General features: G+C 57.4%; 20 protein-coding genes and 1 pseudogene. 11 read left to right on the top strand and 10 right to left on the bottom strand.

Going from position 1 to position 23,632, the window contains the following annotated elements; all coding sequences use genetic code 11:
• The first annotated feature begins 629 nt into the window (after positions 1 to 629).
• Entirely contained in the window at positions 630 to 1,583 is a 954-nt protein-coding gene (locus AWB82_RS29725; protein WP_086972904.1) for a sensor domain-containing diguanylate cyclase, read from the top strand.
• Between the two features lie 258 nt (positions 1,584 to 1,841).
• Here AWB82_RS29725 and AWB82_RS29720 read toward each other — a convergent pair whose 3' ends face one another.
• Positions 1,842 to 2,213 carry a cupin domain-containing protein gene (locus AWB82_RS29720; protein WP_086972903.1) on the bottom strand — a complete coding sequence of 124 codons (372 nt, stop codon included), beginning with the start codon at positions 2,211 to 2,213 and terminating at the stop codon, positions 1,842 to 1,844.
• Between the two features lie 1,232 nt (positions 2,214 to 3,445).
• Between AWB82_RS29720 and AWB82_RS29715 the strand changes: the two genes are divergently transcribed.
• Positions 3,446 to 4,108: a TetR family transcriptional regulator gene (locus tag AWB82_RS29715; RefSeq protein ID WP_086972902.1), complete on the top strand. Its 663-nt coding sequence runs from the start codon at positions 3,446 to 3,448 to the stop codon at positions 4,106 to 4,108.
• 608 nt (positions 4,109 to 4,716) lie between these two features.
• On the opposite strand, the gene AWB82_RS29710 is transcribed toward AWB82_RS29715, so the two are convergent.
• The 5 genes from AWB82_RS29710 to AWB82_RS37770 form a co-directional block, all read right to left on the bottom strand.
• The gene (locus tag AWB82_RS29710) at positions 4,717 to 5,037 is read right to left on the bottom strand and encodes a DUF4148 domain-containing protein (RefSeq protein WP_086972901.1); all 321 of its coding nucleotides are present in this window, start codon (positions 5,035 to 5,037) and stop codon (positions 4,717 to 4,719) included.
• A 1,157-nt stretch (positions 5,038 to 6,194) separates the two neighbouring features.
• Entirely contained in the window at positions 6,195 to 6,407 is a 213-nt protein-coding gene (locus AWB82_RS29705; protein WP_086972900.1) for a hypothetical protein, read from the bottom strand.
• A gap of 461 nt (positions 6,408 to 6,868) precedes the next feature.
• Positions 6,869 to 7,279: an Hsp20/alpha crystallin family protein gene (locus AWB82_RS29700; RefSeq protein ID WP_086972899.1), complete on the bottom strand. Its 411-nt coding sequence runs from the start codon at positions 7,277 to 7,279 to the stop codon at positions 6,869 to 6,871.
• A 9-nt stretch (positions 7,280 to 7,288) separates the two neighbouring features.
• Positions 7,289 to 7,729, bottom strand: coding sequence for an Hsp20/alpha crystallin family protein (locus AWB82_RS29695; protein ID WP_086972898.1), 441 nt, complete (start codon positions 7,727 to 7,729; stop codon positions 7,289 to 7,291).
• Between the two features lie 45 nt (positions 7,730 to 7,774).
• Positions 7,775 to 7,936: a hypothetical protein gene (locus AWB82_RS37770; RefSeq protein ID WP_159462637.1), complete on the bottom strand. Its 162-nt coding sequence runs from the start codon at positions 7,934 to 7,936 to the stop codon at positions 7,775 to 7,777.
• A 37-nt stretch (positions 7,937 to 7,973) separates the two neighbouring features.
• Between AWB82_RS37770 and AWB82_RS29690 the strand changes: the two genes are divergently transcribed.
• On the top strand, positions 7,974 to 8,357 hold the full coding sequence (locus tag AWB82_RS29690) for a hypothetical protein (protein WP_086972897.1): 384 nt from the start codon (positions 7,974 to 7,976) through the stop codon (positions 8,355 to 8,357).
• A gap of 763 nt (positions 8,358 to 9,120) precedes the next feature.
• On the opposite strand, the gene AWB82_RS29685 is transcribed toward AWB82_RS29690, so the two are convergent.
• Positions 9,121 to 9,543 (bottom strand): hypothetical protein, encoded by a 423-nt coding sequence (locus AWB82_RS29685; protein WP_086972896.1) that lies wholly within the window; start codon positions 9,541 to 9,543, stop codon positions 9,121 to 9,123.
• A 747-nt stretch (positions 9,544 to 10,290) separates the two neighbouring features.
• Entirely contained in the window at positions 10,291 to 10,590 is a 300-nt protein-coding gene (locus AWB82_RS39030) for a DUF6723 family protein (protein ID WP_086972895.1), read from the bottom strand.
• Between the two features lie 972 nt (positions 10,591 to 11,562).
• Between AWB82_RS39030 and AWB82_RS29670 the strand changes: the two genes are divergently transcribed.
• Entirely contained in the window at positions 11,563 to 13,146 is a 1,584-nt protein-coding gene (locus AWB82_RS29670) for a hybrid sensor histidine kinase/response regulator (protein ID WP_086972894.1), read from the top strand.
• A gap of 90 nt (positions 13,147 to 13,236) precedes the next feature.
• Here AWB82_RS29670 and AWB82_RS29665 read toward each other — a convergent pair whose 3' ends face one another.
• Positions 13,237 to 15,339: a hybrid sensor histidine kinase/response regulator gene (locus tag AWB82_RS29665; protein ID WP_235023491.1), complete on the bottom strand. Its 2,103-nt coding sequence runs from the start codon at positions 15,337 to 15,339 to the stop codon at positions 13,237 to 13,239.
• A gap of 517 nt (positions 15,340 to 15,856) precedes the next feature.
• Between AWB82_RS29665 and AWB82_RS29660 the strand changes: the two genes are divergently transcribed.
• The 4 genes from AWB82_RS29660 to AWB82_RS37375 all read left to right on the top strand — a co-directional run bounded on the left by AWB82_RS29660 (position 15,857) and on the right by AWB82_RS37375 (position 19,974).
• On the top strand, positions 15,857 to 17,194 hold the full coding sequence (locus AWB82_RS29660) for an IS4 family transposase (protein WP_086972893.1): 1,338 nt from the start codon (positions 15,857 to 15,859) through the stop codon (positions 17,192 to 17,194).
• Positions 17,195 to 17,209: 15 nt separating this feature from the next.
• Positions 17,210 to 17,551 (top strand): hypothetical protein, encoded by a 342-nt coding sequence (locus AWB82_RS37765; RefSeq protein WP_086972892.1) that lies wholly within the window; start codon positions 17,210 to 17,212, stop codon positions 17,549 to 17,551.
• Positions 17,552 to 18,473: 922 nt separating this feature from the next.
• Positions 18,474 to 19,004 (top strand): hypothetical protein, encoded by a 531-nt coding sequence (locus AWB82_RS29650; protein WP_235023490.1) that lies wholly within the window; start codon positions 18,474 to 18,476, stop codon positions 19,002 to 19,004.
• Positions 19,005 to 19,476: 472 nt separating this feature from the next.
• Positions 19,477 to 19,974, top strand: coding sequence for a hypothetical protein (locus tag AWB82_RS37375; protein ID WP_143756917.1), 498 nt, complete (start codon positions 19,477 to 19,479; stop codon positions 19,972 to 19,974).
• Between the two features lie 278 nt (positions 19,975 to 20,252).
• On the opposite strand, the gene AWB82_RS29640 is transcribed toward AWB82_RS37375, so the two are convergent.
• Positions 20,253 to 20,735 (bottom strand): hypothetical protein, encoded by a 483-nt coding sequence (locus AWB82_RS29640; protein ID WP_086972890.1) that lies wholly within the window; start codon positions 20,733 to 20,735, stop codon positions 20,253 to 20,255.
• Between the two features lie 778 nt (positions 20,736 to 21,513).
• On the opposite strand from AWB82_RS29640, the gene AWB82_RS29635 reads away from it, so the two are divergent.
• The 3 genes and pseudogenes from AWB82_RS29635 (at position 21,514) to AWB82_RS29630 (ending at position 23,275) form a co-directional block, all read left to right on the top strand.
• Complete coding sequence (locus AWB82_RS29635; RefSeq protein WP_086972889.1) at positions 21,514 to 21,927, top strand: NUDIX hydrolase; 414 nt, start codon at positions 21,514 to 21,516, stop codon at positions 21,925 to 21,927.
• A gap of 606 nt (positions 21,928 to 22,533) precedes the next feature.
• Positions 22,534 to 22,782, top strand: a complete 249-nt coding sequence (locus AWB82_RS37370; RefSeq protein ID WP_143756916.1) for a hypothetical protein — start codon at positions 22,534 to 22,536, stop codon at positions 22,780 to 22,782.
• A pseudogene (locus AWB82_RS29630) lies at positions 22,755 to 23,275 on the top strand (VIT1/CCC1 transporter family protein). The gene AWB82_RS37370 and the pseudogene AWB82_RS29630 overlap by 28 nt, the downstream one beginning before the upstream one ends.
• Positions 23,276 to 23,632: the final 357 nt, after the last annotated feature.

The following is a 23,632-nucleotide window of genomic DNA, read 5'->3' as shown; positions in this document are numbered from 1 at the left end:
AACACTCGCTTCGGCAGCTCAACCTCATGGCTCTAAACATTAAAACCGCTGTTGCACTTCAACCTTGAAACCGCCGACCTTCTCTCAAGTTTCATTTGTTGACTGACGCCCTACCACGCCGGTATTCTTCGATGCATTTCTTATCACGATGAGCAGGAAATCTACCTTCCGAAAACCTGCCAAATGGCCCATCTCGCCGCTGCTCGGGTCACTCATGCAAGCTGGCGAGGCCAGCAGCCCGAACCCGCATTTGTTAAGGAGTCTGGTTGCCTTAGATGCGCTACATCGAGGGAAGGGAACGACTCACTTTTTGACGTTGCTGGCGCAACAACTCCTGGTATCCGAAGAGCTGTGTCTTGCGGGGTATCAACGTGCGCAGCTCGGAGCGGTGCAAGAGGCTCATGCGGCACTTGTAAGGCTCGACCGGGATGTACCCGGAAACGACGGTCTCAAAGCAGCGGGAGCCGAGTATGAAGCGTTGCGTATAGCGTTGGTTGTCTACGACGCTCAGTTGCGCAGCGCTACCCGCACCCAGGTCCGTGACGCTCAGCTTGCGACGGCCCGGCGGCTTTCCGACTGTCTGGACAGACCTGACTAAGGAATGAAGGCGGAAGGAGGCGCTAATCGAGATGGAAGCACATCGTGAAATTATTCGCGTGGACGCCGCCAGCGATAGGCCGGCGCTATTTACGACGCTGCTGCACGCCTTTTCTCATGGAGGCGCGCTTCTCGGGGTCTACGACGAAAACGATTATCTTCGCTATGCGAACGAGAGCTTTCTCCGCATGTTTGAACTGGAAGCGGGTCAGGTCGTCACGTTCTCGGATATTATCATCAATGCGGCCCATAGCGGGCGCACCGTTCGAATTGAAGCCAGCGACCCTTTGGTATTCGTCGCCGACGCTCAGAGTAGGAGGCGTTGCCATGTGCGGGACGCTCCTCAACGCTCGTTTCCAGTAGATTTTGTGAACGACCAATGGTTCTGGTGCACCGAGACACTGTTGCCGAACGGATGGATTGTTCTGACCGGGGCAGACATCACATCGCTCAAACGGACAGAGAGATTGTTATCGGCGCAACGCGACGATGCATTGCGGCTCAGCGGCGTCGACGAACTGACCGGTGTTCCCAATCGACGTTTCACGACGGCATGGCTCGACTCCGTTCTGCTGGACCGGCCGCTAGGGAGTTGTCCCGTCAGCGTTGCTTTGCTAGACCTCGACCATTTCAAATCAATCAACGACACATTCGGCCACGAGACCGGCGACGTCGCCCTACGTCACTTCGCGCAATACTGCGTTGCATCACTGCCGAGTCGTTGCCTCTTTGGCCGCCTAGGCGGGGAAGAATCCTGCTCGTGTTCCCTGCCACGGGCTCCCAAGAAGCCAAATCCGTGCTCGACGATTTGCTTGGGTCGATTCCGCCCATTTCCTCTCGGCTACCCGCACAGGTCACTATCAGTCTCTCCTTCTCAGCCGGTATCGCAGAAAGCGATGCTGGCGAATCGCGAAACGACTTGCTTGCTCGCGCGGACCGTGCTCTTTATCTCGCGAAGTCCTGCGGGCGGAGCCGCGTCCAAATAGACCGGAAACCGACTGCTGAGAGAGTCTGACCGCACATAAGGTTGATGCTGTGTTGTCGGCGAAGGTAAAGGTGCGCTTACATGTGCGAATCTGAATCTGCGAGCGGTTCGGCCGTCAAAGCGGGAAAGCGGACCGCCCCGGCCGCAGAGAAGAGCGGCCGAAGCGGCAGCAAATTTAGAGTCTTCAGGCAGCCGAACCGTTGCCCGACCGACCAGTTCCAGCAATTTACTCTAAAAGCCGATGAGGGATACTTTCGTGTCACTTTTTAATGTACACGACATACAGCACAAGCTCCCTGTCTCCCGTGTTTTTAAAGATGTATGCGGGGCTGGCTCCAAAGGCCCCGACTTGGCCGGTCTGATATTCGCCGCTTTCTTTCTTCCCATCTGGGTAAATCCGCTGAAATTTTCCACCCTTGAGAGCACGCACGACTCGATATGGGCGTTCGATGCTTGGACTTTCAGCTCCCGGCGCGAAAATGTTTTCCGCCACCTTCACTCTTTCGTTATCAACAAGCACTCTCTCGGCCATCTTTGGCGTTGGGCCAGTGTCTTGCGCCCCCGCCGCACCGCTGCCGAACGCCATGGCCCATGCAGATAACAACACCGCCGTTCTAATTGTCGCGGCCATTTGCCTCTCCTCTTTTGTTCTTGGTCTGTCAGACAAGCGGCCGCCCGCTGAGCCGGACCGTGTCGCTGCAGGGCGGGAAGATAACCGACTCAACGCACACCGCGCAGGACTTCAGCTTATGCGTCCACTTGATAAGGTCGCGGCTGCAATTGAAGGACAGGGCTGTCATATTAGAGCGCGCAGGTCGACGACCCACGCGGTCTCTTCGCGCTCAAGCCCGCGCTGGACTCTTCCTCTGGGGCGCGGCAGACATATGAAGGCGAGCGAACCGCTCGTTTGGGTTACTGACCGCCCATGTAGACGTTGCAAAACGGTAGCGGCGTGCAATTGTTCCCGTTGCGCGCCCCCGGCATCGACGACCTTCCGCTCGCTTGTTGCGAAGAGGGTGTGCCGCCATACGCTGGGTCTCCAGGCGCCGCCTGTCCATTTTGTTGGGCCTGCGACGGCGTCGACTGCAACGTGTCGGGGGACTCTTGGGCTTGGACCGAGCCTGCGAGCGAAAGCGCGGCTGCGACCGCAGCGGCCATAATAGATATCTTCATGTTTGACTCCTGCCAAAAGCTTCGATAAGTCTGCATTGGCGCGACGCTCGCGCACATGACTGAGTGTCTGGTCGCGCTCTGTAATGCAGTGTCGAGCCGTGGGGCGGAGCTCTCTCGAACGAGCGAAGGAAACCGCCTGTTTCAACGATAAACCTATTCACAAGGATGTCCACCGACTTCTAAAAGGCGTGCCGACCAAAGTGCAAGGCGACGGGTATATTTACCGGAGCGAAATGCTTCCCGTGCGAGAAGGCCCAACAGGCGCATCGGGTGCGCGGAGCCCGCAACAGTTTCAGCCGCCTGATTACTGTATTGATGGCCATGATTCCCACCGCCAACCATCATCGACACCCGTTCCGCGAAGAAGATAGCCAATTGCCCCTCTCTCCTGAGGAAAGCTCAGCCTGGGGACTGTGCGCTGGGTGATACATGTTGACCTTGAAATCTGTGTGCACCGCTGACAATCCCGTTCCTGAGGTCGACGAAACCTGTGGTTCTGGACGAAACCCCGGCTTAGCGTTTGCATCGCAAATCCGCGCGGTCTCGTACCTTTCCACCTAGCCGACTCGGGCTCGAAGAACATGTAGTAATTTCAGGCATGTCGGCGCAAACTGGTTTTCGCCGAGTAGTTCTCTTAATAAACGTCCGAGGTAATTCCTAGACTTACTTCGCGAGCACTGGAGAAAAAGCATGAGCCAACCTGCTCCACATCCAGTCAAGCGCGACGCCGAGGGCACACGCCGGCGAATTCTTGCGGCTGCCACCGACCAGTTCACCACTCATGGGCTCGCCGGTGCGCGGATTGATGCGATTGCTCGCGCCGCCAACACAAACGAGCGGATGCTCTACTACTACTACGGTAGCAAAGAAGGCCTGTACGTCGCGGTGCTCGAGGGAATGTACGTCGACGACACGCATCGTGAGGAAAGGCTCGACTTAACCGAATGTGCACCGTCGGATGCAATTCGGCTGCTCGCGCACACCATCTGGACACATGTGCGCGAGAATCCAGGGTGGTTGTGCCTCATCAACAACGAGAATCTGCACGAAGGTCGGTATGTTAAAAGCTCGAGCAAGTTTCGCGAGACGATTTCCCCAATCGTTGAGATGCTGCGTACAGCCCTGGCCCGAGGCGTCGCGACCGGCGAATTTCGGCAAGATGTCGACGCGCTCGATTTCTACGTCACACTCGCGGGCATGGGCTATTACATCGTCTCCAGTCGATTTACCCTCGATGCATTTCTTGGTCGCAACTACATGGAGCAGCCTGCGCAAGAGTCCATAACTGCCATGCATCTGGATATGCTGCTTGGTTATCTGCGTCTACCATCCGGCCCAGGCGTCGCCTCCTAGGGGAAACGCCAGCCTTGAAAGCGGCGCTCAATGAAGCGTTCAGACTGCGTGAGTTGAATGCAAGGCGCGCGAGTTCGTTTCTCCATCTCAGGCCAGGCGTCTAGCCCGGACGGGCTCGTTTTTCGTTGAGTCTTGATAGCGATAGCGCCACCGACGTCCATGGGCAACGGCGCCAGCGCATTGTCGATAGCTAAGTTCGCAGGGAGATAGTGCTTATGCCAGCCGACGCCTGACTTTAGGGCTCGGCCTTCGGTTAGAACGTTCCCACGCGAACGGCGGGGCAAGATGAGGACGCGCTGAATAAAGAGCGCCCGACAGGATATAGAGCGGTCCCGTATGGCGGTCTCAAGCTACAACGGTGGGAGCGCTTCGACGAACTTATCTGCAATCTTCGTCCGAATCCACGCAGTGCCTACTTCCAGGCCGGCACAAAACCTGGTTCTACGCTTCGCGCGGTGATGTTGTGCGTGCGGGGCGCCTTGTTGTCACTGCTCATCAAGAGAGTCAGTTCGTACAAGCAAGCAACATCATCGCCGCTATTCCAATCTCTCTCATAAGTCTGTCCCGGCAGCGGTGGCGTCCTGGCGTCAAGGCACTCGCTCCCGAGTCTATTGACCCCCGAAATAAATCTTGTTCAAGTCCGTTGCAGACGCGGGGCTCACCGCCGCTCGACCGCCGGACGCCGATGACCCGCCAAGTGCGCCGCCGTAATCAGTTTGACCGTGCGCGGAGACCCGCGCCTCGGCTGCTTGAATGTTCGTCGGGTAATTCGGTTCATCACCGCTGGCTGGCTTGTACCCCGCCGCTTCCAGTTGCATGAGCTCCGAGCGCACCTGCGCTCGACTTATAGGCGAATCCGATTGGGCAAAGGCCACCGCAGGGGCTACGAGCATGGACGTTGTAACTACAGCGTAAATGAACGGTTTCATGACAGTTTTCCGAAGCGCTTACTCGTTACGTTGTTAAAAACATCACGACTTGGGTACCGTTGATTAAGAGTAGTTGATGGCGGCTGAATAAACCCAAACATCTGCGAAGCGGCTATTCTTTAATCCGAAGACAAAGTGGCAACTACCGTAAAACGAAATGCCCTATGAAATTCGAGGTTATCCTCCGGCACCGCAGTTTCGAAAATCCGAACGCTTTGAGCACTTGCGGGGACATGCGACGTGCTTTATCGCACAAGCGTTCGCATCCGACGCGGACTCGAAGGCGTTACCCCGGCGCATCCTGTAGTTCGCCAGCACCCATGTCAAAAAACCTGTTCCGACGGTCAGCTCGTTCACCGTCGTTGACAGCGTAAGCACGATGGCCACCCTTGATTCGGAGGAGGACCGTCGTCGACAACGGCGCCATCCTTTATGCGCAGTCGGCCTTTGTCAAGGAGACAAGCGCACATATCACATCGTCATATGCGCGTTGACTGAACTTGTGCGTCCCGCCGAGCTCTGAAATTGATTCGCCGACTGTCCCCGCGAACGAGGTCCGCGGATACGCAGTACCCCGTCTGTTCTAGACAATCGCATGGTTTACGACGTTCGGCACGTTTTGTCGTCGCGCTACACGAGCATCTCTGCATTGTTAGCCGACGGTACTGGGTAATATGCGCTGCACGTAAACCGTGGGGAATGGTTGCAATGCCGGTTGCTGCACTTACCTCTCGTTGCAAGTAAAAGCACGCGTACTCGCTTATGCGAGCGTGGTCATAATGCCAATAATCATTATTTCGGTTGGATACTGCATTCTGTCCAATATTAGCCTCCGGTCTTCATCCGACGGTTCATTGACGATGCGTTTGGCGGCCGCGGACGGATTGGTTACCGAAAAATATGCCCTGCAGCACGCGGAGGACATCGTGCTATTCAAACGCGTGGGACCACGGTTGTTCGAGTATCGGATAAAAGAACCGATATTAGTCTACGCAGGAATCCCATGGCTCGTTGCGCGCCGCACGAACATTGACCTTTTAGAGCTCTGCCGAAAAGCCGGCATAGCAGGCTGCAAAGTTCACACTGATTAGCCGTCCCGCCATCAATTCATGGCCAATGCCCGCCGAAGGCTAATCCCCGAAGCTTTAGGCACATTGCTAGCGGCTCTCTGGTAACTGCCCTTCAACGAAGCGCTTCGCAACTTCGATAACGAGTTCGTCCGTGCCGCGCGCTGTCACGCCGAGCGCGCTCATGTTGCCTAGCGCTGCACGTGGTTTCACGAAAAGGCTCAGTTTTCCGGCTAAGCGTGACACCAGTGCAACGGCAATAATCTCGAAGGTCCGCCGGGCGGCCGAGGCTATCTCCCGCATCGAATGGTTCGCCTTCCGCTGAAGGGCCCCACCTGGTCAAGCCTCCCGTCGCCACGTTGCCTCTCCTAGCTGCGACTGAGAGACCTCAGGTCATCGGACTGCTCCAACGCCAATCCCCCGACAAGAGCAGGCATCTCTGCGAACGCCATCGTTCGGCCGCACATGGCGCGCCTCCCCCTCACGAATTGCCGGCGCCCAAACAGTGCCTTTTTCATTTTGAGAAACGTGGCAAGCCGGCGTCTGCCGCGCAGCGTGTGTCTATCAGACAGAGAGACAGAACAGGTGGACGACACGCGCGTAGCCGTTATTGAGGGCTACAGGACAGTCGCGGCATCGACGCGCGCCCGTGCGACCGCTCCTACGGGCGCGCAAGTGAGTCTGAGGTCCCTGCGCCGAACACCGTTAGCCCTCTTTTCGAATTCCGTAGCAGCGGCGCGCAACGCTCGTTGCTACCTTCCTCATTAACCTGCCGACACCTCAATCCGTCGTGGCTTCGCCTCTTCCCGGCGCGGAATCGTCAGCGTTAGTACACCGTCCTTCAGTGACGCTTCGACCTTAGACGTATCGAAGTCCTCGCTGACCGTGAAGGTGCGAGCGAAGTATGGCGCCCGAACTTCGGTATGTACTAGCTGCAGCTTCGACGTCACTGGAACCACCGATTCAGCCTCAATGGTCAGGCTGCCGTCATGGACCTTCACGTCAAGCTTGTCTCTCGAAACGCCAGGTAGGTCGGCCCAAAGCGTAACTTTGTGAGGGTCTTCAACAATATCGACGCTTGGTGTCGATGTTTGCCGACGACGCGCCTCAGTTGCTTCTTGACGGGTCACGGTGCCCTGGTCGCGCTCGGCAATTTGTGTGTTGTAGTCGCTCATGGTGTCACCTCACTGCACAGTAATTGAGCGCGGCTTCGACGTTTCGCGCTTGCCGACTGAAATCAAAAGGCAGCCATCGATGTACCTGGCCTGTACCTCGTCCGGGTCCGCTTGCTGGGGAAGTTCGATAACTCGGCGAAAGGCCCCCCTGAAACGCTCCTGCGCATACTGTCGAGCGCCCTCGGGTAGCTGGTCATAGCCTGTGGCTCTTTCACCAGCAATCGTGAGTAATCCCTTGTCGACGGACACGTCCAATTTGCTCGTGTCCAGGCCTGGCGCGAACGCGACGATTTCGACTGAATCTACAGTCGACCCTACGTTGATTTGCGGAAACGTTCCGACGCGCGTCGAACGAAGGCTGGTGGGGAACCCGCCAAACAGGCTGGACATCTGGCGCTGCAGACGGTCCAGTTCACTGAAGAGGTCGGGTGTATTGAATGCATCACTCATTTTCGCTCTCCTCCCGCGGCGGTAAGGGGGAGCTGCGTACGCGAATCAGCCCAGCTGCCCCATGCCGCGGACAATCAAGTTGAACCACGCAGCGCGCGCGAACTGCGAGCCGCTGCCTTGCAACGCGTGAGATAGAAGCGGCATCAGCGCTTTCAAGAGTCTCAGCCAAAATTTTTTCTGAGGCTTGAAAAGATGCGCTTCGTCCATATCCTCCGCGCACCTGTTGTGACTGGAGGACATCATCATGCAATTCGATACGGATTGGCGTACGCTTGGTAAGCACCGCATTCGCCTTCGCTCGACTAAGGGCTTCCCAACAGAGGTAATGCATCAACTCGCCGAAGTGACGCGGCTTGCCGTTGACAACAACATGAGTGCGCGTGCACGGATTGTGGACATCGTCTTGCGCCAGGAAAACATATCCGACATCACGGTCGGGTCGACGCTACCCGAGGACCGAATTTGCGCGCCACAACTGGAAGCAGCCGTGGCGACAGTCATGGGCTTGCCACCCGAGAAGGTGAACGTCTTTGTGCAGACCGTAGCGCAGGAGGAAGTTGACTTGCACTTTGGGGTCTACGAGAGGATGCTGGCGGAAAAGTTTGGCGCGGTGCCGCCTATACAGTGACATATAACTGCGTTTATGGACGTGCGCGCCGACTATTGCAGGACGCTTATTGACGCCGCCTTTCGCCGTTACTAAATTCTGTTTCGTCAAAGGCAGTCATATCGCGACGGTCGCTTGCGAGACTGTCCTAGTTGACGTTGCGCAACGACGATTTGTGGCATCCAAGGCGTTCCGGAGAATGCGATGACTCAGTCCGTCAAGAATCGTTCGTTGAATTTTCGGCGTGTAGTCGACCAAGCGAACTCGAAACGCGCAGCCGCGAGGAGACGCTGGCAAACTTCGTGGGAGGCAAGTCTAGCGAAAGTGAATAGAAATTAGGTCGTCAAGTGCATAACAGTGCCGACAAGTCCGTCGGATAACTGCGTCCATTCTTTAAGCAAACCGCCTAAGTTCGAGCGATACTCCCGGCTTCTTCCCGGGCCAATTGTTGTAGTACGCGCAGAGCCGCAGCGCTAAGTGCTGCGTCTCAAAGTCGCGCCGCCGACGTGTTCCGGCCGTGACGCTTTTTCGATGAGTTCCCGCGAGGGGGCTCCAAGGTCAGACCACAGTGATGTGTGCTTGTAAGAAAGTCGTCGGGCGATAGAATCGAAAAAGCCGGTCCCTCCCGAGGCAGATTTCTCTTGGCGCAACGGATGAAAAATGCGAGGCGCACCGAGTAATAACTTTTTCCCGCGCTGCCGACTCGCTATCCGCCGGTCACGCTCACGAACCGCGCAGGGCGCCGGGCATTCGCAGCGCTCAGCAAGAGCCACGTCGTGAAGACTTAGAGACCCGCCTTAGAAGGGCTTCGCGCCTTCGCTTGCGTCCGGGCTTCTGTTGCGCATTTTCCGCAAAGCGTTTTCAACCACCCCTCGCGGTACCGACTCAGCTCTCCCGGAGCACCGCACAACTCGCAAGTGACGCGGCTTCTATCGATTGCCGCGTCGACTAGCGCTATCGCTTTCTGAGGAGCCGGTCGGTCGAAGTAAACCCGAAGCGCGGCCAATTTCTCTTTTACCTGCAATACATTGAAGCGATTTCGGCCGCCCGCTCTGGCAATCACCTCAAGCTCCGCCGAGAGTTCCTCTACAATCCCATACCACCCGTCGCCGCACTCGAAGCGCTCGCCGTCAGGCAAGCGCGGCTTGAGCGCATGATAGATGGTCGGGTACGCGCCAATCAGGAATTCCTCGTAGGCAGGTTTCATCACCAGGTCCCCCGGGGCTGTGCTGGACAGTTCAACGACTCGCCGCGACGAACTGCCTTGAGGGCCAACTATGTGGAAGCGTAGCCGCACGAACGATGCCTACAACGAAGACTCCGGCTTTCGAAAGCACCCGTATCCATCACAGGTTTGGGGCGACCGCTTACTTCGCCGAGTGAGCAATGTCCCGGCGCATGAGAAGCATGAAAAGAGCTTCCCGAGCGCATCCGGGACCAGGCGCCGAAAAGTGAGTCGCTGTTGGAACTGTTGTTTTCCGACAGCGAGGCACAGTTTTCTGGGGATGCTGCTGCCGGCGGTACGCTCTAATCTATGCGCCGAACAAAAAACTCGTTCGACACTCTTTGTCGCTACATCTCGATTAGGCGCATGGCGCCGCAGTTTCGTACGCCCGAAGACCGTCGCGCTTACGCCGACAATCATGATGTATGCAGTTCGTTAGGAAGCTTGACACGTTTTCGAGCATCGATGCCTCGCCCCGCTCGGCAACAACAGCCCTGCGAAACTTCTGTTCTGACGGACTTTCTACTGCGCTCACGCACAATGATTTCTGCGTATTCGGCATTATCTCTTGCGCATTGCAACCTCCCGCACTCACATCAGGCGAGGCGAATCTCATGCAGCGCACACCTTCTGCGGTCCTGTCCGCCGAATGCCGCTCAATACTTCGAGGTCATGGCTCTTCGACTGGGATTCAAGCGCGTGCATCGCTGACCTTGGGACGCTGGCCCGCTAAAACTCCGGACTTTGCAAGTCGGCGCGCACTGTCTCCTCGCCACGTTGAACGGCCGCTTCTCGAGCAGCATCTTTTGTCGGGAAAGGGCCTAACTCCGCCGCCCCGTCAAACGGGTACAGAAGTTTCGCGTCAGTTAGCCGAACAACCTTGAGCGTTCCTACGAAACTCCCGCTAACGTGCGGTCGATACGACGCATAAACGGCGTAGTCGTCGGCGGACTGCGCGGCCTTGGCAGCGACAACCCGACTCGGAGGAAACAAGACTACCTTCGCTCGTCGGGATGTGATGGTTGCCATGACAGGAGATGTAAAGGAGCAGGAGGCTCGCATGTTTCAGCAATCCTCATACCGCGGTGGCCTCGCTCGTCGACCGTGCTTTGTGCCACCGAAGCGGACGGTTTAGGCGGGCATGCGGTGCCGCCACCGCGGCGAGTTTTGGCGCGAGGTCTGTATCCGCGCCTGTCTAAGACGGTAGCGAGGCCGTGACCCGCCTCCGCGTAGTTCGATTCAATGGCGAGGCGCACCGGCACATCGCCTCACGCGAATAGAAGACCTATGGCATCACTGTCAGTTCGGCGTCGCCGAAACACTGCACTTTTGCGCGCAAAACACGAAGCAGCCATAGCGACGGTCGTAGGACTGCCGCCCGAGAAGATGAACGTTCATGTCTAGAACGTAGCCTAGGAGGAAGCTGAATCGCAGTTCGGCGTCTACGGGAGAAGCTCGCGGAAAAGTCGGTGCAGCCCCGCGGTTACAGTGAAATGGATGTGCATGTGTGCGGGGTCGACAAAGTATCTCGCTACGCTTGTTGCCTCTGCGTTGCGACGGAGCTCACGAAAGCAAAGCCGCGTGGGAAAGTCGACGATATACAAATGTCGGCCGCGCTCATCACGAAGACCGATGTCTGGGAGACCGCAAGACAGCAACTTCATACCGCCGGACTCGACGACGTGGAGTCGGCCATCCTGGAGCGCAACGGGCAAGTAAGCATCACACGCGGGCCCAAATTGCGCCGGGCGAATGACCCGATTCGGACCGCCCCTCTCGGCTAGCCACTGGCGCCTTCATCCTTGCATCGTGGCAGGCACGCGAATTGCTAACTGCGGCGTATCCGCATGAACGCGCGTGCTTATTTAAGCATGGGCTTGGAGCAGGGTTCTATGCTGGTCGCGGGCGGCTCCCTGCCAGTGAAATCACCCGCGGCCCGGACCGCTCTTCGAACAATGACGCTTGCTTTTCCTATCCACGCTGCACGCTACCAAACCAACTATGACCTTCAACCGGTCCGTCCGTCGAAAAGCGACCAGACATAAGCCTGCGCGACCTCAGGCAGCGGACGACGACAACTTCAAGCTGATGCTCGACGCAGTTCGCGACTATGCGATTTTCAAACTAACCGAGACAGGTATCGTCACCACTTGGAATACGGGAGCTCAACGGCTTAAGGGCTACAGCGCAGGTGAAATCATCGGCAAGCACTTCTCCGTCTTTTACCCTAGCGACAAGATTGAAATGGGCTGGCCGGAGGAAGAACTCCGTCGTGCAATTGCCACCGGGCAATATGCCGAGGAAGGCTGGCGCGTCAAAAAAGACGGCTCCTTGTTCTGGGCCAGCGTCGTCATTTCGGCTATCAGAAACTCAGCAGGAGAAGTCACTGGTTTCGCGAAAGTCACCCGCGACATGACCGAGCGCCGCAGACTCGAAGAACTCGAAGCCTCCAGCCGGCGCATGAACGAGTTCCTTGCACTTTTGAGCCATGAGTTGCGAAACCCGCTCGCGCCCATCCGCAACGCGGTGGGTGTTTTGCAAAGGGTCGCGTCACCGGGTCCTGAAATACTCGAGCGAACTAAAACCGTTATTGACCGGCAGTTGACACACGTCACGCGGCTCGTCGACGACCTGCTCGAAGCGGGCCGTATCACAACGGGAAAAGTCAAAGTGCATACCGCACCTATCAGGATTCAGGACGTGGTCGACCGCGCCGTCGAAGGTCTCCAGACGCAGGCGGAAAGCAAGGGCCAAGCACTGGACGTCCGGATGCCCGACGAACCGTTGCACGTTCAGGCGGACCATGCCCGTTTGGTTCAGGTGTTCCAAAACTTGCTCGACAACGCGTTCAAGTACACTCCGGCCGGGGGGCGCATCCAGCTTGAAGTTCTTTCCGAAGACCGATTTGTCTCCATCCGTGTCAAGGACAATGGGCGAGGTATCGAAGCGCAATCTCTCGATTCTGTCTTCGACCTTTTCGTTCAGGAAAAGGACCCGACTTCGGCCAAAGATGAGGGCGGCTTGGGGATAGGCCTCACGCTGGCGCGCTCGCTCGTCGAACTCCACGGCGGCCGCATTCAGGCCCACAGTCCAGGCCGAGGCCTCGGGAGCACCTTCACAGTTAGCCTACCCGTGCTCGAAAGGACGTCACCGCCCGAGCAAGGAGCTTATCCGTTACAACACTACGGAGCGAGCGTTCTGAAGGTGCTGGTCGTGGACGACAATGAAGATTCTGCCGACAGCATGGCGATGCTCCTCGAAGTCGATGGGCACACCGTCAAAACGGCCTACGGCGGAACTCAGGCCGTCGACATTGCGGCTGCCTTCCAACCCGAGCTCATCTTGCTCGACCTTTCCATGCCGTTGATGACAGGCTACGAAGCCATCCCGCTCTTGCGCGATGCTGTCCGTAACGACCACTTGCTAGTCGCAGCGATGACGGGCTACGGGCTTGAAGCGGATAAAGCACGTACCAGCGCGGCAGGATTCGACGCACATCTCACCAAGCCCGTGGACCTGCGGGCGCTGGAAGCGGTCCTCACCCTCGCCCAAGAGCGCAAAGAAAGTGGAAAGAAACTACATTGATTCGTCGGGACCGTCGGCGTGAGAAGCGGCAACCGAGTGAATTCGGCCCGGTCACTTGTCGTCCCGAACAGCAGCCAGTCATTGCTCGACCTACTCGGAGTCCGAGAGCACCGTGCCGCTCATTAAGCTCTCTAGGTCAGTCGGAGAGAACGGTTTAAGCAGAACCGGAACACCAAGCTGCTTCCCTCGCTCGAGTTCACCTGCGTAGCCTGTCATTAGGACCACCAACTGAGACGGCGATTCTCTCTTCACGAGCTCGGCCAAGTCGAACCCGTTGCGCGCGCCAGGCATCTGGACGTCAGACAGTATGAGGTCGAACATACGGCCTTGCTGGAGCACCGCGAGCGCATTGTCGCCACTTGTCGCGCAACTCACTTCGTATCCCAGGAGCTGCAAAACAGCAGCCAGACCCGCTGCCACCTCTTCATTGTCTTCTACTAGGAGCACGCTGTGCAACGGCTTCGATTCTTGAACGCCAAGCGAGGTCGCCACTGTCGGCGCGAGCGCAATCTCTGGCGCATCGGCGCGCGGTAGGTAGAGCGAGACGTCGGTGCCCTTACCTGGCTCACTACGTAAGCGGGCAGTACCTCCGGCCTGCTCGCACGTTGCGAGGACCTGAGCCAGTCCCAAGCCCGTCCCCGAGCCCGCCTCTTTCGTCGTGAACAGCGTCTCGAATGCCCGCTGGACGACGGTGTCGCGCATACCGACACCGTCATCCGAGCACGTCATGACGACATAGTCGCCGGCCGGTACCGTTTCCCCTTCCGGCACCGACACGTTTTGACATCTCACTGTAAACTCGCCGCCCTCCGGCATTGCATCTCTTGCATTGACCGCGATGTTGATGAGTGACGATTCGAGCTCTGCTTTATCAATCACAATATCCCACAGACCGTCAGGTGCTTCAAGAGAGCCCGACACGCGCGGACCAGCGGCGGCACGGACCAGCGGCATAGTGTCAATGAGCCATTCCTGAACCCCAATTCGCTGCTTTTGCAGTGGCTTTTTACGCGCCACGCTCAACAGCTTGCGGGACAGTTCGGAAGCCGTGCCTGCCGCATGTTCCACTGCTTGTACTTCGGCTTGGACCCCAGAGAACCCCTTCTGACGCGCCAGTTCCATGTTGGAGAAGACGACCATCAGAAGATTGTTGAAGTCATGGGCGACGCTGGCCACGAGATTTCCGAGTGCACCGATGCGACGCAGCTGGCGAGTTGTTGCCTCTGCGTCTTCCCGCAAAGCCGCCTCGCTTTTCCAACTTTCCCAAGCCACCTGCTCTAGTTTCAACCGGTAGAGAGAAAAGCCTACGAGAAGCCAGATTCCCGTGCACGGTACAAGTGCCAGCAGCGCGACGAGCAAGTCATGTCTCCACCAACCGGCGAAGACGGACGAGACATCAAAGCTAACGGTCACGTAAAGCGGATAATCCGCAAGCTTCCGGAATGCAACCGTCTTGTCGCGCCCGTCAATGGCGGACGTCGTTCTAACGTGGCCCTGTTGAAGCTTTTGCCTGAAGATGGAAACAAAGGGATTGTCAGCCGGGATGACAATGCCGTCACCGGCTTCCGGATACCGGACAAGCAGGTTGGCGTCGGAACGGTATAGCCCAACGGTCAGGTCCGGGTTATTTCCAACCAGTTGACGATAGAAGTCGCGAAAATACGCCCTGCGGAGGGCCACCGCGACTACTCCCAAGAACTCGCCGTTGCTGCCAGTCCTGCTCGTTGCCGTATTGAATACGTCCGTCTGCGCGACCGCACCGAACATCGGCAGCGAAAAGTACGTTGTCGGGCGATGGTCCCGCGCCGCCTGGAAATCGGCGCGCTGCAAAATAGATATATCGGGTGCTGGGTACCACCGGCTATTTGCGACCAAATCTCCGTCTGCGGAAAAGACCGATACGGCGGCCACCTGAGGCAGTCGTCCTGCCATCGCGTTCAAACGAGCGTGTAACGTGGCCTGCTGCTCCCGTGTGGCAGTTTCATCGAGGTCGCCGAGAATTTCGACGATTCTCGAACTCATTTCAGTGTTCAGGTCCAGAACTTTGACAGCGTTCTCTTCCGCAACCCGCACGAGTCGGGCCACCGTGTCGAGCGCATCCGCCTGTCGGCGTTGATAGTCGAAGTAGGCGTAAAGTGAGATGCACGCTGTTGGTAAAACGATAGACGCTACCAAGATGGCTAACAGAACCATGCGAGTCGTAGCGAAATCTCGCGATGGTGGGAGAGTACCAAGGAACTCCTCGTCAACGATTGGACCTGCAGACTCGCGCATCGGGTTGTCGCATTGAATTACGGGTTTGCGGCTAGCCATGCCGGAATTGCGCTGCCCGACGTCGCCTCAGCATGTCCGGGCTTCTGAAAGTCGAAGGTAGTCGCATGTGCTGGTAAGCAGTGTAATACAGTTCATGGCCACTCATCCCGCTGGCCCGCAGACGCTTCACATATGTGAATGGGACCCATAGGTGCGGCGTCGGTCGGCGCGAAGAAAGGTGCCCTCGCGCCGATGCACATCTGTTCGTAAGCGTTTTTCCCTTGAATAGTCACGCAACTGGGCTACCCTTCAAGTCCCGGGCCCCGTCCTAACCCACCTCATTACACACAAGTCGTAGCGGTGGCGAGCCGCGAAAAGTCGTTTACGGTCAATGACATAGCGGACGGGGTTGTAAACTCTCTCGGACTGGCGTTAACTCTTGCATTTTGGACGGCACATGACGCAAGAGAAATCGAGCTGGGCAGAAGCAGAATTCAAGGATATTGATTTGGGCGACCAACGGCTGAACAAGCGCGCGGTGCTACTGGCTGAGCGGCTTGCGCAGAAGCCGACGGCAAGCATACCCAACGCATGCGGCGGCTGGGCGGAAACGGCAGCAGCGTACCGCTTCCTGGCGCAAGAGGAGCTGGACTGGCGCGACATCATGGCACCACATTGGCAGAACTCGGCCGAACGGATGCGGGCTTGCGAAGTAGTGCTATGTATCCAGGATACTACGGAGTTGGACTTTAACGGCCAGACCATCACCGGCTTGGGTCCGCTGTCGTATGAAGCTGAACGCGGGCTGTATTTGCACCCGACTTACGCGGTGACGCCATCGCGCGAACCGCTGGGCGTGCTTGATGCCTACATGTGGGCACGCGAGCCCAAGGGTGCGGATGGGGTGCGCCCCGGCATCAAGGAAAGTACCCGCTGGACCGAAGGATATGAACGGATTGCCGAACAAGCGGCGGCACTGCCCGCCACACGACTGGTCTATGTGGCTGACCGGGAATCGGACATCATGGCACCGATGGTCAAAGCGAAGGAGTTGGGCCATCCGGCGGATTGGTTACTGCGCTCGCAGCACAATCGCACCTTGCCTGACGGCGGCAAGCTATGGGACAAAGTGACTGCGGGTGAGCCAGTGGGTAGGATTCAATTTACGCTGGCAGCCCGTCAGGCTCAGCCTGCGCGCGCGGTACGACAGCAGGTGTGGGCGCAGCGTGTCGCGTTGCCCGATGCTGCAGGCGGCGTGGTGAGTGCCACTTGCATCGTCGCCCGGGAGGTCGACCCGCCGGCGGGCGCCAAGCCGATTGAATGGCGACTGCTGAGTAACCGCGAGGCGCACGACCTTGATGCCGCAGCGCAGCTTATTGACTGGTACCGCGCGCGCTGGGAGGTTGAGCTTTTCTTTCACGTGCTCAAGAACGGCTGTCGGGTCGAGGCATTGCAACTCGCATCGATGGCACGGCTTGAACGTGCCTTGGCGCTGTTCATGGTGGTGGCATGGCGCATTGCTCGGTTGATGCGACTCGGTCGAACTTGCCCGGACCTGGATGCAGCGCTCTTGTTCGAGCGAGATGAATGGCGCGCGGCATTCATTCTCAACAAGAAGAAACCGCCGAAGCACTCACCGCGTCTGAATGAGGTCGTGCGCTTGGTCGCCATGCTCGGCGGCTTCCTGGCGCGCAAAGGCGACGGCGAACCCGGAGTCAAAACCATCTGGCAAGGCCTGCAGCGAGTGACGGATTTCGCCGCCGGCCTCAAGTACGCCCGAGAACTCGGCGAATGACTTGTGTGTAATCAAATGGGTTATGCCTCGTCAATAACGAGAATCTACATCAAGGCCGGCACGTTAAAAGCTCGACTAAGTTTCGGGGAGACAATCTCCCCGGTCGTCGAGACGATTCGTACAATCCTCGCCCGAGGGGTCGCGACCGGCGAGTTTCGGCGAGATGTCGACGCACTGGATTTCTACGTAACGCTTGTCGGCATGGGCTATTACATTGTCTCTGGTCGATTTACCCTCCAAGAATTTCTTAGGCGCAACTACATGGATGAGCGAGCGCTAGAGTCCATCTCCGCCATGCATGTCGATATGTTGCTAGCCTATCTGCGACCGCCAACCGGGCCAACTGTCGCCTCCTAGGGAAAACCTGTATCTCACTGACTTCACAAGGCTGATTTTTCACCTCGAACACACCTTCACTATCCGGACTGGCTCAGCTACTCAATTTTCGGTCAGCGTTAAGATGTCGAATAACCCCGCAACGGTTGCCGCGTTTGTCTAGCAGGATAGCGAGGTTGTGATGCGCGTCCGCATAACTCGGTCGATAGCGAGACAATGTTCGTAACTGTTTCGCGCCTAGTCGAGAACCCGTTGTCGGCGCAATGTTTTGCGCAGCATGCGTTGATGCTTTTCAGCAAAGCGAGCGCGCGCGACTCACGCGGCTAGTGAGGTTGTGCCAGCGCGGGACCGACTTCGCCCTCCAAGACCCACGAACGTCGTCTGCTGACGAACGTTCAAAGTGAATTACTTCCGTGTAGACGGATTAGGCTCCCGCTAGCGCGCATAATCCGCCAAAGACCGAATATGAAAGGCCGAGGTGCTCATCAAGGACGAAGCGGCGCGCGTCGAACGTGAACATCTCGTCACACGCCGCGTAGCAGCATATCGAGCGGAGTCTGAGAGGTTGTTGAAGACTTGGACGCCGAAAAATGCAAGTGCTAGGCGGAAGACTGTACTTCGACTGGTCGATTGAGATAGACAGACCATGTTATTACAGTCAGGCGTCGCGGAGCCGGAGGATGACCGCCTAACTAAAGAAAAGCCCGATAACGCTTAAAAGCCGGCCCATGTGTTGGTACGTCTCCGCTTTAGTCTACAGAAATGAAAAAGCCTCGTCTTTTCGAGTGTCGGGTGGACGATTTGAAATTTTCTGAAAACCTTCTATAACCTTAAGCAAGCCTTTCGAACCAGCTGCTGACGCAACGCACTCGGTGCTAAAAATGTCGACCAAGGAACCGTCGTATCCCATAGCAAAATTAACAGCCCGGACCAGCATTATTTCATGGACCTTGAGCATGAGGGGCGCCAGATGAACAGTTACTTCAGCCATATTGCGAGGGGTATCGTCGCGTTTTCGTCGGCAGCCCTCGTCGCGCCTTCAGGTGGTTGGGCGCAGTCCGTTCCCAAAAAGGGATTGGTCGACGCGACCTACACTGCCGCTGGGACAGGTGTGAAAGAGATTGTGGTGAGCGGCGACGATGTGGTGTACCTGACCGAATTTAATCTCTTGATGGGAAACAACAGCAAGACGCCGCTTATGCAGAATGTTTCGGCTCATTGTCTTGAGTCCGGTTTCAGCGCGCAGGCGGGAAGCGGTTATTGCGTTTATACCGATAAAGATGGGGACAAGTTCGTAGAAGCATACAATTATGCTAGGGGGTCGTCTTCGGGCAAGGCCACCTTGAGTTCTGGCACAGGAAAGTATAAAGGCATCGAAGGTCAGTTCGACTGGCAACAAGTGCAAGTCCTCCCTGCCGAAAAGGGGGCCTACAACTACATTGGCAAAAAGACTGGAAATTATCGCATTCCGTGAGGGCTGACCGGCCTTCCGTAGGCGACTATCCGGAGGCTAGGATTGACGGCCTCGGTTGCGGACGACCACAAGCTCCACGGTTCTTACCGGTCCGGTGATTCCCTATATCGCACTGGAGCGTGACCTAACCTTGCTGCCTTAGCTAATGCAGCAGGATGTAAAGCAAGAACGAATGACTTTCAACGCTTTGCCAGGTTATGTGCAGGCCCGTGGCGTCGACAACAGTCTGTGGAAATGGTCGGCTTCGGTGTACAACTAACCGGTAACGACTGAGCGTCCGACGTTCAAACCGTTACCCCGCTCCTGCTCATCCGGCGAATCGATATCCTGATTTTGTCCCTCTGGGCCCCTCACAACCGTGAACCGCATCTTTTGCTACGAGCGCCCCAAAACGACACTGAGAATGGGCGTGCGCGCGCACGTGCCAGTGCCAGTGCGACGCTTCCGGAATCTTTGCTTTGGCTCGAGATAAATGAGCACGAAATCCACTGCGCACAAGAAAGTCAGACCGTCTATCTCTCCGCTGCTCGGGTCACTCATGCAGGCTGCCAAGGCTGGCAGTTCGAATCCACTTCTGCTGAGGAGTTTGGTCGCGTTAGACGCGTTACATCGAGGCAAGGGAACAACTGCCTTATTGACGTTGCTGGCGCAACAACTCTTGATATCCGAGGAACTCTGTCTGTCCGGCTATCAAAGTGCACGGTTGGGCGCGGTGCAAGATGCTCATGCTGCGCTCGTACGGCTCGACCGTGAGGTAGCCTTGAACGGCGATTGGAAAGCAGCCGGAGCCCAATACGAAGCGTTGCGTAAAGCGTTCGTCGTCTATGACGCTCAGTTGCGCAGTGCTCCCCGCACTCGTGTACATGACGCTCAGCTTACGACTACAGGTCGGCTTTTAGACCATCTGGTCAGACGTGAACAGGCAACGAACGTGGAGGGAGGCGTTTGTCGAGATGGAAACGCATCATGAAATCATTTGACACCGGCAGCGATAGGCCGGCGCGAGTTGAGGCGCTGCTGCACGCCAGCTTTCTCAGCGTGTTTGGCTGAAAGCGAAGGGCGCGTTAACGGACGAACTATCCGCATAAAAACCAAGGACCCCTTCGCCTTCATCCCCGACGCTCGGCGTCGGCGGCGTTGCCGCGTGCGAGCCGCTCGTCAACGTTCATTTCCAGTTGACTTTGTGAACCGTTCGGGAAAAAGATTGTCGAAGTTCGCCCCGAGCGCATCCAGGGAATGGTCTTGTGATTATAGTTTGTGCGCTGCCGGGTTCTTTGCGCATCGCGCCTCACTGTTCCCTCCGTGGTGACGACTCGTGTTTGGAGTGGCGTCTCGGACCTGCTTAACCGTGAGCAGATACGCGTAACACCGGTCGTAAATATCGCGAGTCACGACAGACGAGAAGTCCAGACGCAGGTTGCTATCGAATATGGACGCCAAAGCACTGCCATTGAGTGTTAGGCCCGTCTCGACTTCGATAGCTTCCGCAATGGACAGCGCGCGATTCCCCAGCATAACTCGGCGCACTATATCTTCGTCGCGCTGCATTGACTTCGACCAGTAAATCGAAGACTCGACCGCGTTTTCGACAGACATCCAGCCGCCTGTGGCGAACTTCGTCGCTAGATGGGAGATAACGAGGAAGGTCATCATTTCGGCCTGTGCCTGCAAATCGGCGCGAACGGAAAGTGTCATCTCGAGATTACATGACCTGGTCGCGATGACCTTCATTGTAGGACGCGGTACTCTGTCGTCCAAGGAGCTTGTCCGATTCGACCTTCAAGGTTGTTCGACACCGTTTGCCTTTGCTTCTCGGTCCGCCGTGCCGGCCTCCTCCGTTTGATGTTGAGTGACGACGGCGGCAACGCGTTCGATAGTGAAGCCGAGGCCCTATCCGCAGGTATCGCTTCTGCCGACCGAATCGCTGCTGACCTTCGGGATAAGCGGTGGATAGCGTCACGGCGAGCCTCAGCCGAACACTGACACCGACCGCCGCGCGCGGTTGAACGGACATTACGGCTGCTCCCCTAGCGCGATTCGGATTCGTCGTGGGGCGCTTTTTCGGACTTCGCTCGCCGCGAGGACTTCGACAGGGCGAGCCTTTGCGGTTCGGACGAGACCGGCCAGTTCCACTCGCATTTGCCACGGCCACCACGCGAGGTGGTAAAACCAAAGAAACGAAGCGCGGGGACCGGCCTGCCAACGCCGAGGAACTCCGTCGGTAGGAAAGCTCTTGAGGTCGAGGTGTCCGATGCGGACCGCTCCGATAAGGAGCCAGAGTAACGCCAAGACAAGAGTCGGCAGAGATAATAGGCAGGCCGCCCCGAGCACGATTGCTGGTAGGCACATTTCGACGCCCGAGCGTGGCTTCATTGTAGAGCTCGCGAAAAGCCTCCGAGGTCATTAGGCTATACCATCCAGGATTCAGGCGCGCATCGCTCCCGTCCAGTTGTCGAAGTCGACGCCGAGGACCGAAAACCGGCCCGCAGGTCTAACTAACGCTGAGCCCATGAAACGTCGAGCAACAGTCATTTGTGAACGAGACGGACGAGTTCTTCTCGTCGCACGAACACGAGGGCGGTGGGCCCTTCCTGGTGGCCGAGTGAGGACCGGTGAGGAGCTCGCCGACGCGGCGGTCCGCGAACTGAGAGAGGAGACTCAGCTCGAAGCCGAGCGAGTCCACTATGCGTTTCAGTTCCGTGGTTTACGAACTCGACACTTTGTTTTCATCGCTAGCGTTGGGCCTGAGGCCGAGCCGGTGCCCGCCAACGAAATCGCACGGTGCAAATGGTGCCGTCTGCAGGAGTTGCGCCGCATTGAAGCGAGCATTTCCACCAAGGGGATTGCGGAGATTCTCCTGAGGCAGGCGCGGACCAGCCATCGCGTTGCGCTCATAGAAGCGATTGACACCGTGGCAGCGTAGCTGAAACTGAGACCGACGACCGGAGGCGACGATGGGCGTCCATCCCCAACTGCGTGACAAAAACTCCGCGTTATCGCGGCTACCGCTGAGGATTAACAACCGCAATAGTCGCCTGCATCAGTGCCACGACTTTGAAATCCGACTGGTTCAATGCAAAGGCTCGAACTTCCTCAGTATAGACAGTGAGTTGCTTTCCCACATCCGCGACTTTGCCGGCAGGCAGAGAGAAGTCCCAGCCATCCGGGATTTGGACTTGCAGGCAAATTCTCCGCACGACCGCAAACGTTCGGAGAAGTGCGCCGTTAGCAGCGCTGTTACTTTCTCGACGCCGCGTAGGGTACCCACTCAATGCGCCACATCGGATGTGTTCTTCTATCACCCTACCCGGCTCGATGTTCGGCGCGCGAACTTTTGCAAACCGGTCGATGCGCCAGAGCGCTCGGCAACCAAGCAGCTACTGACTCGGACGCCACAACGCGCCGAATGACGCGTACGCCAGCGCAATATGGTCGCATGTTTAAGGTTTGCTTCAGGTTCGATTCTCTAGCATTCATTCGGCGAACGTCCTTTGTCGCGACATGAGTTGGCGAAAGGAGCCAATTGAGCATGAGTCGCACTACCGTCGAAATGCTGCGCGCCTATCTGATGACCGCTTCGTTGTTGGCCATGTGTATGGACGGCGCAATCGTCACTGCTGCTTTATTCTTCCATGTGCCTGACGCAATCTTTGAAGGCTCCATGTTTCGGCTTGTCGCACTAACAATGCTCGTGGTGCACTGTGGCGGTAAAAGGTTGCGCTCGCCGGTCTCATTGCCGGAGCGTGCTCGATGGCGCTTGGTGAATGGCTGTCTGTGACCAACGCGCGGGAACTCGCGCAGGCGCAGGTCTCGAAGGAACAGAACGAGCTTGAGCATAGCTCCGAATCGGAAGAGCATGAAGTCGCGCTTATCTAAAAGGCCAAAGGATTGAGCGCAGGCGAGGCGAAGCGGTGGCATCACAACTCATGCAGGACAAGGACAAGGCCTTAGATGCGCTCGTTCGGGAGGAGTTGGGCCTTGACCCCGCCGAACTCAGTGGAAATCCATGGTCTGCGGCCGGCGTATCGTTTCGCTTGTTCGCGATTGGCGCAATCTTCCCCGCCATGCCGTTCCTATGGTCATCGGGGATGCCTGCCATCGTTCAGTGCATCGGTTGCAGCGTGCTGGCGCTCGCGGCAATCGGCGTATTCACCTCGCTTTTCAACGGCCGCAGCGCCGGCTTCTCGGCCGTGCAACAGATACTGATTGGCCTTGTCGCGGCTGCATTCACCTTTGGCGTTGGCCGGGCACTCGGGGTGGCAGTATCGTAAGAAATCGGCAACGGCGTTCGAACCCTGGATGACGATTCGTGGCCCGGGCGGCTGAAGCAGTAGGACGAGGCGACAACCTGCCGCGACCAGGCGAGTGAAATGCGTGTCTGGAGCGGTTATCACCAAGCAAATGGGCCACGGCGGCCGAACAACACTCCGACGGTCCTACGAATCGAGTTCTTGTCGCCCCATGAGGAGTTGCTTTTCGCGGACCGGCCTTTCCAAAGCGGGCCGTTGCTCGGTTTGCGCGGCGTTTTCCTTTTAGACCCGGTGGGGGCGTACCCGCCATTCCCGTCGCGCAACCTGGGCTGTTGCGATGCAAACTGCCTATCTCGTTTCTTTGCGTGGAGCGGGCAC

Origin of the sequence: Caballeronia glebae (assembly GCF_001545035.1) — a bacterium.
GTDB classification, from domain to species: domain Bacteria; phylum Pseudomonadota; class Gammaproteobacteria; order Burkholderiales; family Burkholderiaceae; genus Caballeronia; species Caballeronia glebae.
This window is presented reverse-complemented; position numbering and strand designations above follow the sequence as displayed.

Excerpts from the sequence above, each read along its gene's own strand:
- AWB82_RS29725 (WP_086972904.1), top strand. The coding sequence starts at position 630 with ATGGAAGCACATCGTGAAATTATTCGCGTGGACGCCGCCAGCGATAGG.
- AWB82_RS29720 (WP_086972903.1), bottom strand. The coding sequence starts at position 2,213 with ATGGCCGCGACAATTAGAACGGCGGTGTTGTTATCTGCATGGGCCATG.
- AWB82_RS29715 (WP_086972902.1), top strand. The coding sequence starts at position 3,446 with ATGAGCCAACCTGCTCCACATCCAGTCAAGCGCGACGCCGAGGGCACA.
- AWB82_RS29710 (WP_086972901.1), bottom strand. The coding sequence starts at position 5,037 with ATGAAACCGTTCATTTACGCTGTAGTTACAACGTCCATGCTCGTAGCC.
- AWB82_RS29705 (WP_086972900.1), bottom strand. The coding sequence starts at position 6,407 with ATGCGGGAGATAGCCTCGGCCGCCCGGCGGACCTTCGAGATTATTGCC.
- AWB82_RS29700 (WP_086972899.1), bottom strand. The coding sequence starts at position 7,279 with ATGAGCGACTACAACACACAAATTGCCGAGCGCGACCAGGGCACCGTG.
- AWB82_RS29695 (WP_086972898.1), bottom strand. The coding sequence starts at position 7,729 with ATGAGTGATGCATTCAATACACCCGACCTCTTCAGTGAACTGGACCGT.
- AWB82_RS37770 (WP_159462637.1), bottom strand. The coding sequence starts at position 7,936 with ATGGACGAAGCGCATCTTTTCAAGCCTCAGAAAAAATTTTGGCTGAGA.
- AWB82_RS29690 (WP_086972897.1), top strand. The coding sequence starts at position 7,974 with ATGCAATTCGATACGGATTGGCGTACGCTTGGTAAGCACCGCATTCGC.
- AWB82_RS29685 (WP_086972896.1), bottom strand. The coding sequence starts at position 9,543 with ATGAAACCTGCCTACGAGGAATTCCTGATTGGCGCGTACCCGACCATC.
- AWB82_RS39030 (WP_086972895.1), bottom strand. The coding sequence starts at position 10,590 with ATGGCAACCATCACATCCCGACGAGCGAAGGTAGTCTTGTTTCCTCCG.
- AWB82_RS29670 (WP_086972894.1), top strand. The coding sequence starts at position 11,563 with ATGACCTTCAACCGGTCCGTCCGTCGAAAAGCGACCAGACATAAGCCT.
- AWB82_RS29665 (WP_235023491.1), bottom strand. The coding sequence starts at position 15,339 with ATGGTTCTGTTAGCCATCTTGGTAGCGTCTATCGTTTTACCAACAGCG.
- AWB82_RS29660 (WP_086972893.1), top strand. The coding sequence starts at position 15,857 with ATGACGCAAGAGAAATCGAGCTGGGCAGAAGCAGAATTCAAGGATATT.
- AWB82_RS37765 (WP_086972892.1), top strand. The coding sequence starts at position 17,210 with ATGGGTTATGCCTCGTCAATAACGAGAATCTACATCAAGGCCGGCACG.
- AWB82_RS29650 (WP_235023490.1), top strand. The coding sequence starts at position 18,474 with ATGGACCTTGAGCATGAGGGGCGCCAGATGAACAGTTACTTCAGCCAT.
- AWB82_RS37375 (WP_143756917.1), top strand. The coding sequence starts at position 19,477 with ATGAGCACGAAATCCACTGCGCACAAGAAAGTCAGACCGTCTATCTCT.
- AWB82_RS29640 (WP_086972890.1), bottom strand. The coding sequence starts at position 20,735 with ATGAAGGTCATCGCGACCAGGTCATGTAATCTCGAGATGACACTTTCC.
- AWB82_RS29635 (WP_086972889.1), top strand. The coding sequence starts at position 21,514 with ATGAAACGTCGAGCAACAGTCATTTGTGAACGAGACGGACGAGTTCTT.
- AWB82_RS37370 (WP_143756916.1), top strand. The coding sequence starts at position 22,534 with ATGAGTCGCACTACCGTCGAAATGCTGCGCGCCTATCTGATGACCGCT.